This window comes from Limnohabitans sp. (assembly GCF_017848645.1).
Taxonomy (GTDB): Bacteria; Pseudomonadota; Gammaproteobacteria; order Burkholderiales; family Burkholderiaceae_C; genus Limnohabitans_A.
The window spans coordinates 64,874-78,852 of the sequence record NZ_JAFEIF010000074.1 but is presented as its reverse complement, the minus strand read 5'-3'; the positions used below and the strand labels follow the sequence as shown (position 1 = coordinate 78,852).

The 13,979-nt window shown below is 63.3% G+C and carries 12 protein-coding genes; 3 read left to right on the top strand and 9 right to left on the bottom strand.

Features of this window, described 5'->3' with window-relative positions:
- Positions 1-13 precede the first annotated feature (13 nt).
- Both QZ190_RS15960 and QZ190_RS15955 read left to right on the top strand, forming a co-directional pair.
- Positions 14-583 carry a Maf family nucleotide pyrophosphatase gene (locus QZ190_RS15960; protein WP_291918297.1) on the top strand — a complete coding sequence of 190 codons (570 nt, stop codon included), beginning with the start codon at positions 14-16 and terminating at the stop codon, positions 581-583.
- Entirely contained in the window at positions 580-1,353 is a 774-nt protein-coding gene (locus tag QZ190_RS15955) for an SAM-dependent methyltransferase (protein WP_291918286.1), read from the top strand. Before QZ190_RS15960 ends, QZ190_RS15955 begins: the two co-directional genes overlap by 4 nt.
- Positions 1,354-1,362: 9 nt before the next feature.
- Here the strand turns inward: QZ190_RS15955 and QZ190_RS15950 are convergent, their stop codons facing one another.
- Genes QZ190_RS15950 through QZ190_RS15935 form a run of 4 tightly spaced genes read right to left on the bottom strand, consistent with a single transcriptional unit; the run spans position 1,363 to position 4,409 of the window.
- Positions 1,363-2,385, bottom strand: a complete 1,023-nt coding sequence (locus QZ190_RS15950; RefSeq protein ID WP_291918284.1) for a S49 family peptidase — start codon at positions 2,383-2,385, stop codon at positions 1,363-1,365.
- Positions 2,386-2,387: 2 nt separating this feature from the next.
- Positions 2,388-2,753 carry a Rieske 2Fe-2S domain-containing protein gene (locus QZ190_RS15945; RefSeq protein ID WP_291918280.1) on the bottom strand — a complete coding sequence of 122 codons (366 nt, stop codon included), beginning with the start codon at positions 2,751-2,753 and terminating at the stop codon, positions 2,388-2,390.
- Between the two features lie 14 nt (positions 2,754-2,767).
- Entirely contained in the window at positions 2,768-3,436 is a 669-nt protein-coding gene (locus tag QZ190_RS15940) for an HAD family hydrolase (RefSeq protein ID WP_291918277.1), read from the bottom strand.
- The gene (locus QZ190_RS15935) at positions 3,408-4,409 is read right to left on the bottom strand and encodes an RluA family pseudouridine synthase (RefSeq protein ID WP_291918275.1); all 1,002 of its coding nucleotides are present in this window, start codon (positions 4,407-4,409) and stop codon (positions 3,408-3,410) included. The genes QZ190_RS15940 and QZ190_RS15935 overlap by 29 nt, the downstream gene beginning before the upstream one ends.
- Before the next feature lie 593 nt (positions 4,410-5,002).
- Between QZ190_RS15935 and QZ190_RS15930 the strand changes: the two genes are divergently transcribed.
- Positions 5,003-8,107 (top strand): Rne/Rng family ribonuclease, encoded by a 3,105-nt coding sequence (locus QZ190_RS15930; protein ID WP_291918273.1) that lies wholly within the window; start codon positions 5,003-5,005, stop codon positions 8,105-8,107.
- Positions 8,108-8,167: 60 nt separating this feature from the next.
- Here QZ190_RS15930 and QZ190_RS15925 read toward each other — a convergent pair whose 3' ends face one another.
- The 5 genes from QZ190_RS15925 to hemC form a co-directional block, all read right to left on the bottom strand.
- Complete coding sequence (locus tag QZ190_RS15925) at positions 8,168-9,475, bottom strand: IS4 family transposase (protein WP_291918270.1); 1,308 nt, start codon at positions 9,473-9,475, stop codon at positions 8,168-8,170.
- Positions 9,476-9,735: 260 nt separating this feature from the next.
- On the bottom strand, positions 9,736-11,031 hold the full coding sequence (locus tag QZ190_RS15920; protein ID WP_291918267.1) for a heme biosynthesis HemY N-terminal domain-containing protein: 1,296 nt from the start codon (positions 11,029-11,031) through the stop codon (positions 9,736-9,738).
- A gap of 6 nt (positions 11,032-11,037) precedes the next feature.
- Positions 11,038-12,105 carry a uroporphyrinogen-III C-methyltransferase gene (locus QZ190_RS15915; RefSeq protein ID WP_291918265.1) on the bottom strand — a complete coding sequence of 356 codons (1,068 nt, stop codon included), beginning with the start codon at positions 12,103-12,105 and terminating at the stop codon, positions 11,038-11,040.
- Complete coding sequence (locus tag QZ190_RS15910; protein ID WP_291918263.1) at positions 12,102-12,926, bottom strand: uroporphyrinogen-III synthase; 825 nt, start codon at positions 12,924-12,926, stop codon at positions 12,102-12,104. Before QZ190_RS15910 ends, QZ190_RS15915 begins: the two co-directional genes overlap by 4 nt.
- Before the next feature lie 14 nt (positions 12,927-12,940).
- Positions 12,941-13,858 carry a hydroxymethylbilane synthase gene (hemC, locus tag QZ190_RS15905; protein WP_291918260.1) on the bottom strand — a complete coding sequence of 306 codons (918 nt, stop codon included), beginning with the start codon at positions 13,856-13,858 and terminating at the stop codon, positions 12,941-12,943.
- Positions 13,859-13,979: the final 121 nt, after the last annotated feature.

Below are 13,979 nucleotides of genomic sequence, written 5' to 3'. Positions count from 1 at the left end.
CCCCAGCCGCCCGCTGGTGCTGGGCTCGACATCGCGTTACCGGCGCGAGCTGCTCGAGCGCCTGCGCGTCCCTTTTGCGGTGACCGCGCCCGATGTGGACGAAACCCCCCAACCGGGCGAAGCCCCCCAAGCCCTGGCCCGACGCCTGGCTCTGGCCAAAGCCCGGGCCGTGGCCGCCTTGCACCCCGAGGCGGTGGTGATTGGCTCGGACCAAGTGGCCGATTTGGCGGGCCAGCCCCTGGGCAAGCCGGGCGAGCACGCGCGGGCCGTGGCGCAGCTGCGCCAGATGCGCGGCCAGACCGTGATCTTTCAGACCGCGCTGGCCGTGGTTTGCCTGGCCAGTGGCTTTGAACAAGTGGACTTGGCCGAGGTTCGCGTGGTGTTTCGCGACCTGAGCGACGACGAAATCGAGGCGTATTTGCAGGCCGAGCAACCCTACGACTGCGCGGGCAGCGCCAAAAGCGAGGGCCTGGGCATCGCCTTGCTTGAGTCCATTGACAACGACGACCCCACCGCCTTGATCGGGCTGCCCCTGATTCGCACCGCGCGTTTGCTGCGCCAAGCCGGGGTGAAACTGCTGTGAACGCCCCCAAGCCCCGCCCAGGCCGCCTGTTTTTGGTGCCCACCCCACTGGACTTTGGCTGCGCCGAGCAAGCCCCCATCACCGAAGTGCTGCCCAGCACCACCTTGGCCACCGCCGCAGGCATCCAGCATTGGGTGTGCGAAAACGCCAAGAGCACCCGCGCCTTCCTCAAGCGCGTGGGCCAGACGCACCCGCTGATTGCCCCCCTGCCCGAGCAAAGCATCACCGAATTGCCACGCCACGTGCACAAAAAAGGCGACCACCAATCCGGCTTTGACGGCAAACCGCTGCTGGCCGCGGCCTTGCAGGGCCACGACGTGGGCTTGGTGAGCGAAGCGGGCATGCCCGCCGTGGCCGACCCCGGCAGCTCGGTGGTGCGGGCCGCGCACGATCTGGGCATTGGCGTGGTGCCCTTGGTGGGCCCCGTATCTTTGCTCCTGGCCTTGGCCGCGAGCGGCCTCAATGGTCAGAACTTCGCCTTTGTGGGTTACCTGCCGCAAGAGGCCAGCGAGCGGGCCGCCCGCTTGAAGCAGCTGGAGTCCTTGGCCCTCAAAACCGGGCAAACCCAGTTGTGGATCGAAACCCCCTACCGCAATGCGGCCATGATCGGTGGCCTGCTGCAGAGCCTGAATGGGAACACGCGCCTGGCCATTGCCAGCGGCTTGACGCTGCCATCGGCCAGCATCCAGAGCCACACGGTGGCGCAATGGAAAAAGGGCCTCAAAGGCCCTGATGGTCATACCCCGGCGGTTTACGCCATTGGGCCTTGAGCCGAGGCCTCAGCGCAGCCCCGCACCCACCGTGCGCATGGCGCGCACGCTGCCCTCGCCCACGGCCACACCGAAGCGCTTGACCAAACGCTCGGCCACGTTCTCACGCTGGGTGTAGTCGATCACATCGGGGGCCTTGACTACCTCACGGGCCACGCCATCGATGCTGCCCAGGCTGTCGGCCAGGCCCAAATCAACGGCCTGCTGGCCACTCCAGAACAGGCCGCTGTAGAGCTCGGGCGTTTCCTTGAGGCGATCGCCCCGGCCTTTTTTGACCACATCGATGAACTGCGTGTGAATCTGGTTGAGCATGGTTTGGGCGTGTTGGCGCTGTGGCTCGGTTTGTGGGCTGAAAGGGTCCAGAAAACCCTTGTTCTCGCCCGCCGTCATCAAGCGCCGCTCCACGCCCAGCTTGTCCATGAGCCCGGTGAAGCCGAAACCGTCCATCAACACGCCAATGCTGCCCACCAAGCTGGCCTTGTCGACATAAATCTGATCGGCTGCTGCGGCAATGTAGTAAGCCGCCGAGGCACAAGACTCCTCGACCACCGCGTAGATGGGTTTGTTGTGCAGGGCGCGCAACCGCGTGACTTCGTCGTTGATCAAACCCGCCTGCACCGGGCTGCCACCGGGCGAATTGATGAGCAAAATCAAGGCTCGCGAGCCGGGGTCTTCCAGGGCCGTGCGCATGGATGACATGACATTTTCAGCGCTGGCTTCGGTGTCCGGGCCGATTTCACCTTGGATGGTGACCAGCGCCGTGTGCGGAAAACTGGTGTGCGTGGCCGGAGAATTGAGGCTGAACACCTGCCAGACCACGAAGCCCAAAAAGAGCAACCAGGCCAGGCGCATGCCCATCTTCCAGCGGCGCTGCGATTGTTGCTCCTTGAGGTTGGCAAAAGCCAGGTCAACCAGGGTTTGACGGGCCCAGTTTTCATCCACAGGGTTGAGCACCGGGGCTGGGGCGGGTGCCGAGTCCGGCAAAGCTTGGGCAGAAGCGGGAGCGGACGTGCTGTCCTGGGGGTCTTGCATGTTCAAAATTCAAGGGGTTTTAAGTTATAGGCAGTATGCCAGTGAACCACCCCGCCCTGCTCTGACAAGTCTATTTTCACCAGCCCACCGCGGCAGGGCCCACCCGAGCAGGCCCCGGTATCGGGCTGGTAGGTGGCGCCGTGCGTGGCGCACATCAACCACCGCCCTGTGTTGTCAAAAAAACGGTCGGGTTGGTAATCCATTTCCATGGCCACATGGGTGCAGCGGTTCAGGTACGCGTGCACCTGGCCTTGGTAACGGATGGCAAAGGCCCGGCACGTCTGCCCGGCGTACACGATGTCAAACGGCACAGCCCGCCCCCCGTTGACCAGGTCGGCGCTGCGGCACAAAGGGACCATGGGCTCCATACGCGCTCCTTGTTTCAAGCGTGTTGCAGCAACCAGTCGTGCAATTCGCGCACGCTGTGCGCCACATGGCGCGGGTTCAGGACATGAAAGGCATCGGGCTCATGCGCGCCATAACTCACGCCCACGCTGGCACATCCGGCATTGAGCGCCATTTGCAGGTCGTGCGTGGTGTCACCAATCATCAAGGTGCGCTCTGGCTCCGCGCCAAATTCGCGCATCAACTCGTGCAACATCAAGGGGTTGGGCTTGCCTGCCGTCTCATCGGCCGTGCGCGAGCCATCGAACACGCCGCGCAACTCCACTGCCTGCAAAGCCTCGTTCAGACCCGAACGGCTTTTGCCGGTGGCCACTGTCAGCCAGTGGTGCCGGGCTTTGAGGGCGTCCAGCAAATCCAGCACACCCTCAAACAAGCTGATGTCGTGCTGGTGCTGCAGGTAATGGTGGCGGTAGCGCTCGCCCAAGGCCGGGTATTTGTCTTTGGGCACATCGGGCGCCGCGTGGGCCAGCGCCGGCAAAAGCGACATGCCGATCACATAAGAAGCGGCTTCGCGGGTAGGCTCTTGCCCGCCCACATCCACCACGGCGCACTGGATGCAGCGGGTGATCAGGGCGGTGGAGTCAAACAGCGTGCCATCCCAATCGAAAGCGATCAGGTCAAACTGGCGGGGTCTGGTGTGGGGCATGGTCGATGTAGGCTTTCAATTCGGGGGGTAAATCGGCTTGCAAGGCCACGCGCTCGTCCGTCACCGGGTGGTTGAACTGCAAGCGCCAGGCGTGCAAAAACATGCGTTTGAGGCCCACATGGGCACCGGGTTTGAGCAAATGGCGATTCCACTCGAAATCGCCGTACTTGTCATCACCCGCAATCGGGTGCCCTTGCGACGCCAGATGCACCCGGATCTGGTGGGTGCGCCCGGTCTTGATGGTCACTTCCAGCAGCGTGGCACCCGGCAGGCGCTGCGCCACCTTGACCAAAGTGATCGAACGCATGCCGTCCGGGTCTTCGGGCGTGGTCACCCGCACCCGGCGCTCACCATCAGGCAAAAGAAACTTGTGCAAAGGCTGGTCGATCACCTTCAGCTTGGCGGGCCAGTCCCCTTTGACCAGCGCCAGATAGGTCTTGCCCGTCTCGCGCTCGCGGAACTGGTCTTGCAGGTGCTTCAAGGCGCTGCGCTTTTTGGCCACCAGCAAAATGCCGCTGGTGTCGCGGTCCAGCCGGTGCACCAGCTCCAGCAGCTTGGCCTGTGGGCGGGCCTGGCGCAGCTGCTCGATCACGCCAAAACTCACACCCGAGCCGCCATGCACCGCCACCCCGGCCGGTTTGTCGATGGCCATCAGGCTGTCGTCTTCAAAAAGCAGGGGGAATTCGCGCCCCGGTGCCGGGCGCTCGGCTTTTTCGGCGACTTTTTCAGAAATCCGCACAGGCGGCAGACGCACCTCGTCGCCGTTTTCGACCCGGGTCTCGGCCGAAGCACGGCCCTTGTTGATGCGCACCTCGCCGCTGCGGATGATCCGGTAGACGTGGGTTTTGGGTACGCCCTTCAAGTGACGCATCAAAAAGTTGTCCAAACGCTGACCGGCCGACTCTTCGTCCACCAACAACCATTTGACGGCGGGTGTCGCAGCGGCGGACTTGGACCCTATAATGTGATTCACTGGCAATTGGCTGTAAGTGGTTGATTCAAATGGAAATGAATTCCTGCAGAGCTGGAGTTTAGTCCACCACCACCGCGCCAAACCAGATGGTCGATGCCACCCTCGGCACGATTTTGCAGACTGAAGGCCAGCGCCGACAGTGGCAAAACGCCCCGGAGGTTGGGCCGACGCCCTGAAAACCCAGATACGGAATACCCCAAGTTCAGCAGCCCCTGAAAGCTGCTGAACGGATCAAAGCGAGATGTTTGTGCTGTTCGGAACTTTGCTGATGTGCTTGGAGTGGCTCACGAAGCCCCTGGGCACCCTCACGCCTGGCGCCCGGCGGTTTGTCTTGGACACCGGGGGAAGCCCCCGGCAGTGGACAGATCTTGGCACAACGTTCACCTCGCCCCATCCACGCGCCACGATCCCCATTCCTGTGCTCACGCGCAGCTGAGTGGCGATTCACCTCGGCAATTCCCTTCGTTTCAGGCGTCAGCTCCGGCAACGTGGGCTTTGAGATTCCCAGGAGTCCAAAGCCGGTTGTGTAAACAGGCTTCAAGCGCAGGCATTTTTCTGCGCCCAAGCCAAGCTGAACAGAGAAGGAACGCATCATGAAACGGATGCTGATCAACGCCACGCAAGCTGAAGAGCGCCGCCTGGCCATCGTCGACGGACAAAAACTCCTCGACTACGAAATCGAAATCGAAGGCCGCGAGCAACGCAAGGGCAACATTTACAAAGCCATCGTGACCCGCGTAGAGCCCTCGCTCGAAGCCTGCTTCGTGGACTACGGCGAAGACCGCCACGGCTTTTTGCCCTTCAAGGAAATCTCGCGCCAATACTTTGCTGAAGGCGTCTCCGTCAGCCAAGCCCGCATTCAAGACGTCATCAAAGAGGGCCAGTCCCTGTTGGTGCAAGTCGAAAAAGAAGAGCGCGGCAACAAAGGTGCGGCTCTGACCACCTTCGTCAGCCTGGCGGGTCGCTACGTGGTGCTCATGCCCAATAACCCCCGTGGCGGTGGCGTCAGCCGCCGCATCGAGGGCGACGACCGGGCCGAGCTCAAAGAAGCGATGGACCAGCTGGAATACCCCAAGGGCATGTCCATCATTGCCCGCACGGCAGGCATTGGACGCTCCGCCCCCGAGCTGCAGTGGGACCTGAACTACCTGCTCAAACTGTGGACCGCCATTGACGGCGCCACCCAAGGCAAAGGCGCTTTCCTGATTTACCAGGAATCGTCTTTGGTCATCCGCGCGATTCGTGACTATTTCAACAACGACATCGGCGACATCCTGATCGACACCGACGACATCTACGACCAAGCTCAGCAGTTCATGAGCCACGTCATGCCCGAGTTCGCGCCGCGAGTGAAGCGTTACCGCGACGACGCGCCGCTGTTCAGCCGTTTCCAGATCGAGCACCAGATCGAATCGGCCTACGCCCGCACGGTGCAGCTGCCGTCTGGCGGCGCCATCGTGATCGACCACACCGAAGCCTTGGTTTCGGTGGACGTGAACTCGGCCCGCGCCATCAAGGGCGGTGACATCGAAGAAACCGCCACCCGCACCAACCTCGAAGCCGCCGACGAAGTGGCCCGACAGATGCGTTTGCGCGATTTGGGCGGCCTGATCGTCATCGACTTCATCGACATGGAAGAAGCCAAGAACCGCCGCGAAGTGGAAAACCGCTTGCGCGACGCGCTGCGCCAAGACCGTGCCCGCGTGCAGTTTGGCGCCATCAGCAAGTTCGGCCTGCTCGAGATGAGCCGCCAGCGCCTCAAGCCCGCCCTGAGCGAAGGCGCATCGATCCCTTGCCCACGTTGCGGCGGCGCAGGCCACATCCGCGACACCGAAAGCTCTGCGCTGCAGATCCTGCGCATCATCCAGGAAGAGTCCATGAAGGACAACAGCGCCGCCGTGCACGCCCAAGTGCCCGTCGAAGTCGCGTCTTTCCTGCTCAACGAAAAGCGCTCCGAGATCGCCAAGATCGAGCTGCAGCAACGCATCAACGTGCTGCTGGTGCCCAACAAATCGCTGGAAACACCGCACTACAAGCTCGAGCGCTTGAAGCACGACGACCCGCGCCTGGACCGCATCGAAGCCAGCTACAAGATGGCCGAAGAGATCGAAGACGCGACCACCGTGACACGCCGCTCGCAAGAGCCCACCAACAAGCAAACGCCAGTCATCAAAGGCGTGCTGCCCGATGCGCCCGCGCCTGTGGCCCCTCCCAAACCCGAAGCCCCCGTGGCTGCGGCCAAGCCCGTGGCCAAAGCCGCAGCACCAGCCCCAGTGGCTGCGCCTGCAGCGGCCGCTTCTGGCGGCTTCTTTGGCTGGTTGAAAAACCTGTTCGGCGGCGCAGCTGCCGAACCCGTGGCCACCCCTGCCGTCAAGCAAGAAGAAAAAGCCCGCGAAGGCCGCCGTGAAGGTGGTCGCGACGGTGGCCGTGAATCCGGCCGTGATGGCCGCCGTGGCGGCCGCGATGGCCGCCGAGGCGAGCGCAGCGAAGGCACGGCCGGCGAAGTCCGCGCGCCACGCGAAGGTGGACGCCGCGGTGAAGGCCGTGGCGAAGGCCGTGAAGGCGAAGCCCGTCCCCCACGCGCTGAACGTGGTGAGCGTGCCGAACGCGGAGAGCGCGGTGAGCGCACTGAACGTGGTGAACGCGGTGAGCGCAGCGAGCGACCAAACGGTGACCGCCCTGCCCGTGAAGGCCGCCGTGATGGCCGCTCGAGCCCACGCGGTGACAACCCGGCCGAAGGCCAGCGCACCGACAACCTGAACGAAGGCCGCAGCGATGCCCAGCCCGAGTTAACCGCCGAAGGCAGCGAAGTGCGCACAGAACGCGCCCCACGCGAAGGCCGTGATGGTCGCCGCGAACGTGGCGAACGCGGAAGTGAAGGCCGCCGTGAACGTGGCGAGCGCCCAGAGCGCCGCCCAAGCGAAGCCGCTGATGCCAACGCGCCTGAAGCGAACGTGGGTGCAGACGAGACCGGCGACAACAACGCCGCAGCCGATAGCACCAGTCCCGCCGAAAACAGTGAGCGCCGGGAACGCCGCTCACGTGACCGCTACGGCCGCGACCGCCGCGAACGAGCAGGTGAAACACGTCTGGACACAGCAGGCGAGACAACACCAGCTGAAGACACCGCTGAGCCCAGCCGCGTGAGCGCCGAAGCCCCAGCCGATGACCGCCCTGCCCCACGCTCTTATTTTGAGCGTGCCCAGCAAGCTGCCGCCGCATCGGCAGCCCCGTTGGCAGCCGCATCAGAAGCCAGTCAGGAAAATGCAGCGGCTGCAGCCCCGACAACGGCCCCCGTGGCAGAAGCAGCGGCCCCCGTGACAGCACCGACAGTTGAGACCGCTGCGCCAGCAAAGGCACCAGCAGCCCCCGTGGCCGCTGCCCCAGCGCCCGCCGCATCCACCGCGCCTGTGGCCGCTGTCAGCGCCCCCGCTAACGAAGCCACCAGCAAAGCCTTGCCTGCCGTGGCCAGCTACACGCTGCCCATCGACAGCCTGCAGCAAGTTGCACAGAACTCCGGTCTGGTGTGGGTGAACTCCGACAGCGACAAAGTCGCTGCGGTGCAAGCCGCCATCGCGGCCGAACCAGCCGCTGTGCGTGTGCCACGCGAGCGTCCACCCGCCGTGGTGTTGAACGAAGGCCCGCTGGTGCTGGTCGAAACACGCAAAGACCTGAACACACTGCAAGTGCCGTTCTGATCTGCGCCAAGCGCGCGAAAGCGCCATGAAAAAACCGGGCCCAGGCCTAATGCCAGTCAGTTAAGAGCTGACTGGCATTTTTGCTGGGTATTTGGCTGTCTTTGTTTTGACAACCCGAGGGTATGAACGTTTACGCCTTGGCGGCAAAACAAATAAATGTGCCTGGTCAAACAACAGCTGCAATCTTTTGGGCAACGTCCCAGCCGACTCCAGTGGCGCAAAACGCAACAGATCAATGATGGCCATACTCGCAACGTGAAAGCCCATACGCAATGGCTCCACCTTCACGTGTGCAGCCATCTGGCGCATCAGTCTGCGCAATAACGTATATGCAATCAGTACGCCCCACAGCTCCTGTCGCACCAGCTGCGGCTGTTTGCTGCGCAGCGTCCATTGCGAACTTTGCAATGAGTGCTTGATCTCCCGAAATCCCAACTCAATCTCCCAGCGCTGCATGTACAGCTTGGCCAGTTCTTTGGCCGGATAGCGACTCGCATCCGTCAGCGATGTGATGAACCGACGCTTGCGCCCACCCAGCTGCACCTCAATCAAACGGGCTTGCCAATGGCTTGGCAATTTCGGATCGATCTTTCTGGCCGTCGGCGACACTGGCATGCTGACCAAACTGTCATGCTCATCGTGTTGGACGATCACTTCGTGGCGCAAGTTGTCTTTGGCTCGCATCAGCCAGTGCCTGTCTTGTCCCTGCGACTGCCAGTTGAGCAAAAAGGCTGCCGAGAAGTAGGCCCGATCAAATACGGTCAGGGACTGATCGATGTTTTGTAAATCTGCTGCCAGCGTCAGCTCGCCCTGACTCATGGCGCCCATGCGTGCATCGAGCAACTCATGACTGTACGTATCCATCAGGCAGACTGCTCGAATTTGAGGCCACCCACCCGAGCCATGTTGATTGCTGCTGCTGCCCAAGGCCAAGCGGTTGTCTGGGGTATCGGGTGTCGCCCAGACAACGCCATCAACGTCCAGAAGGCGCAGGCCCAGCACGCGCTGACAGACGCACTCGCAGGCTGTCCACCCCTGACAAAGCAGGCGAAACAAATGTGCCAAAGGCTCTTCGCCCAAACGTTGACGCCCGGCAACGGCAGCGCTGGGCACGCTTAAGGGTTGATTGTGCAACGTCAATTGCAGCTGCCTGGCCACGTCCCAGATGGGCTGATTGCGAAAAAGAGCCAATCCGTTGACCAGCCAAATAACGTGTTCGGCAGGCAGCTTGCGTCGTCGTATGGAGGCTTTGCCTGTGGCGCTCAGGACTTGGGTAATCCACTGAGGGTCGATAAGGCTGCTGAGTTGATCCAGCCGCTGGGGGGTGCGTTGAAGTGTTTGGGAAAGATCGTTTTGCAGCCAGCTCATGAAAAAGGGAACCGTGTTTGAACAGGGTTCCCTTTTTAAATTAAAACCGGTCAGCTCTTAACTGACTGGCATTAGGCCCAGGCCCGGTTTTTTCATGGATGCGTCGAGTCTCGATGAATCAAAAAGCAGGGCCTGTTAACGCCTATCGCCCACAGGGGTGGGCTCCTAAAAAAACCGATCTCTTGCATGTGTTTCAAGACGTCAAGGGACCGCATCAATCAGGATGCGCAACGCGGTCTGTTCAGCCGTCTTTCGGCGCTTCAGTCCGGTGACACGCTGGCAGCCTGTTTCCAGGCAGCTGCAGCTTGCACCGGGTCCTGGCGCTGCTCAGCCAATTCGGCCAAGGCGATCCAGGCTTTGCGCTGCAGCACAGGGGCTTGCAGGTTTTTGGCGGCCTGGGCCAACAGGCTCTGGGCCTTGCCCCACAGGCGCTGGCGCAAGCACAGCATGCCAGCCAGGTATTGCAAGTGCGCGGCCCGGGGCTGAGACTGCTGGGCGCTTTCCACGCGTGACAGCCAAACAAAGGCATCCTCGGCCTCAACGCCAGGCAAGCAGGCGTCAAAAGCCTGCACCACGCGCAGCAGCTGCGCATCAGACCAAACCGGTGGGTTGGCCTGCATCGGAATCCACAGGTCTTGCAGCCACAAACGGGCCGTGGCGGCAGAGCCGCCGAGCTGCAAGCAACGCAGCGCCGCCTCGGCCGCCACGGAGGGCATCAGGCGCTGGCTGGGCGTCAGGCGCTTCCAGACCCGTTGCAAGGCCTCAGGATCGTGTGTCTGAGCCAACAAATCCAAAATCAAACGGGTCACCAGGCTTTCAGCAGCCTCGGACGAAAAAGCACGGTGCTTGGCCAACAAACTGGCCGTTTCCAGGGCCTTTGCCGGCTGACCGGCCAAACGGGCCGCCTTGAGCTGCAGCCGCATGGCGGCCATGCGCCGACCCACAGCGGGGGGCAAGGCACTCAGCCGCGCCAGGCTGGCCGTGGCATCGCGGTCGTCGAGTGACCAGCGGGCAGCGCGCAACTGGGTGCCCTCCAGCAAGCTTTGGCGTTCGGCCCCACTGCTCGCTTGCACCTGCGCCAAAGCCTGGTCCAGGTGCTGTTGCCTTTGGGTCTTGTCTTGCAGCGCGTGGCTGGCCTCGGCCGCCATGATGTGGGCCAGAGTGCGCAAAGACAGCGCGTGGTCCAGCGTCACACCCGAGGCCTGCAGCAAGGCTTCTTTGGCCAGCGTCTGCTCGGCCGCTTTGCGTGCCCGCAAATAACGACCCGCCATCAAATGGCCCATCGAATCGAGCAAGGCCGCATGGCTGGCCCGCTCTTTTTGCTGCAACCGCCAGCGCTGCGCCCTTTTGGGCAAGGCCAAAAAGGCCCCCAGTGCCCGCTGCGCCAGGATCACCAACAGCACCACCAACAAGACAGCCAAGACGGCGAGGTTGAGCGACAGGTCAATCCGGTGCGGAAACAAAAACAGGGTCACCGTGCCCTGGTTGTTGCCCGCCAGCCAGGCCCCCGCCGCCGCCAAGGCGAACAAAGTGATGAGCCACAAAGCAGCGCGCATCGGGGATTACCTTCCTGCCGCTGCGGTGTTCAAGGCCGTCAGCGAGGCCTCGATGCGCGGCAACTCAGCCGTGCGCACCTGCTCGCTGGTTTGCTCCAGCAACTGCAGAAGCTGGGCGGTGCGCCGCGACTGAGGCTCGGCATAACGGCGCACCAGCACGGCAGCGGCACCCAAATCATTGCGCACGCCTTCTTTTTGGCGCGCCAGCAAGCCCAGGCGGGCATTGAGCAGTTTGAGTTTGAGGTTCTCCCGCAAGAAAAAGGCCTGCTCGGGCGATATCAGCGCCGCCTCGGGCGCATCAATGCGGCTGAACCGCACCAAGCCCTTGAGCTCATCGGCCATGCGCATCAGGCCGTTCATCCACCAAGTGGGCGGCGTTTGCTCGCCCGAGGCCTCGGCCTGCTGGCGGATCTGGGTTTGCGAGGCGCGTGGGGCGTTGGCCAGCGCCAGCCCCTCCACCAAGGCCACCCCTTCATCAAGCTTGGTCATCAGGCCGGGTATGTCAAAGGCCGGTAAATTTTTCAGTCGCTCCAGGTCCTTTTCAAGGGCCCGCGCAACCGGCGTCAGGCGCGGCTGGGCGGCACGCTGCACGCGCTTTTGGGCCGACTGCAAAGCCGCCAGTAAGGGCTCGGTGCTGCCGGTCATCTGGGCCTGCTGCTGCGCGATGCGCAAGGCCGACTCGATGTCCACCACCAGAGTTTCATCGCGCGAGCGCGACAGGCTTTGCATCAACTCTTCGAGTTGCGTGCGCTGCAAAGCCACTTCGGCCAAGCGGGCCTCCATGAGCGAAACGCGGGCGGCGCTGTCTTGCACGGTTTCCTGGGCCTGCTTGGCCCAGGTCTTGGCTTCCAGCGCCTGCAAACCTGTGTCGGCGCTTTGGCGGGCCAGTTGCTCCTGGATGCGCGAGAGCTTTTGCCACAGCAACACCGACACCCCCAAGGCGATCACGGCCACCGCCCCCACCACGGCCACAAGCCAGCGGGAAGAATGCACAGTCGGCAAGGCCTTGGCCGGTTCGGGCACAGGCACGGCCTTGGGTTCGCCGTCGATCACAGCGTCAGTTGGGGTGGTCATGTGAGCGATTTTATCGACTGGGCTTGTGCGTCAACGCCCGCAGGCACCAGATCCACCCGCCCCCAGCCCATCTGCTGCAGCCGCTGGGCAATGCGCGGGTGCGTCGCCAGCGCCCGCGCCTGCTTCACGGGCAGCTCAGGGCAGGCCAACAACAAGTGCTGCGCCGCCTCGGAACTGCTGAACAACCAAGCGCTGCCGTCGCCCACGGCCTGCCGCGCCAGGCTTTGCTGCGCGGGGGTCAACACGGGGGCCTGACGCACATAGGCCACGGCTTGCAACACCTCCAGGCCCGCGCTTTCGAGTTGCAGCGCCAGCCAGTCGCGCCCAGCCAGTTGCCCTCGGGCATCGGCGCCACGCACGATCAGCACCGAGGGTTTGGATGGCGTTGAAGCGACCGCCGCCCGCACCCGCGGCGCCACCAAGGCCCACAGGGCTTCCGAATCGAACTGGGGCGCATCTTCATCCGGCGAATCGATCAGGCCCTCCGGCCAGCCTTCGGCCAGCAATGCGGCTCGGGTGCCCGGGCCGGTCGACCAGGCGCGGCAGCTGGGGATTGGCCGGTCCGCAGACCGGGCCGCCATGAAAAAACGCACCGCATTGGCGCTGACAAACATCAGCGCCAAATGGCCGGGCACCGCCTGCCAGGCTTGCGCCAGCGCCAAGGGCTCGGGCAAGGCCGCAATCTCAATCAGGGGCAAGGTCTCACAAGGCACACCCCGCGCTTGCAAGGCGTCGGCCCAAGCCAGGGCCTCACGCCCGGGTCGGGTCACGATCACCCGCCAAGGGGCAGCGAAAGCAAAAGTGTCAGACGCCAGCGCCATGTGAGCGCCAGACCTCAATGCGCTCCGCCGTTGCGCAAAGCCTGCGCCACGCTCAGGCCCAGCGCCTCGGCGGCCTGCAGTCCATCGGTGCTGGCTTGCGCGTCGGCCGTGACCAAGGTGGTGCTGCCTTCCGGGTCGCCCCAGGCCGCTTGCAGCTTGAGCACACCACCCTCGATGGTGGCATGCGCGGCCAAAGGCATGGAGCAGCTGCCGCCCATGGCGCGGCTCACCGCGCGCTCGGCCGCCACACGACGCCAAGACGGCGCATCCGCCAGCTGCGCCAGCAGGGCACGCAAATCGGCCCGGTCGCTGCGGATTTCGATGCCCAAAGCACCCTGCCCTGCAGCGGGCAGCATTTGATCGGTTTCAAAAATATGGCGAATGCGCTCAGACAAGCCCAGGCGCTTGAGGCCTGCAGCCGCCAGCACAATGCCCGCGTACTGGCCTTCGTCGAGTTTGCGCAAGCGCGTGTCCAGGTTGCCGCGCAGGGGCTCGATCTTCAAATCGGAGCGCAAGGCCCGCAGCAGCACGGTGCGGCGCAGGCTCGATGTGCCCACCACCGCGCCCGGCGGCAAGTCTTCCAGGCGGGCGTATTGCGACGACACCCAGGCATCGCGGGGGTCTTCGCGCTCCATCACGCAGGCCAGCTCAAAGCCCTCGGGCATGTCCATGGGCACATCCTTGAGCGAGTGCACCGCGATGTCTGCGTGACCCTCTTGCAGCGCCACCTCCAGCTCCTTGACAAACAAGCCCTTGCCGCCCACTTTGGACAGGCTGCGGTCCAGGATCTGGTCGCCCTGGGTCGTCATGCCCAGCAACTTGACCGAGCAACCCAGCCCCTCGAGCAAGGATTTGACATGTTCGGCTTGCCACAAAGCCAAACGGCTCTCACGGGTGGCAATGACGATGGCGGGTTGGGTGGTCTCGGTCACAGCAGGGTTCCTGAAAAAAATTTTGACCCCATCAAAATGAAATCAAATGGTAATTTTGTCTCTCATGGCGATGCTAGCATGGCGTCAAGGGAAATTGACACCCACTTTGTGCACCCCGTGC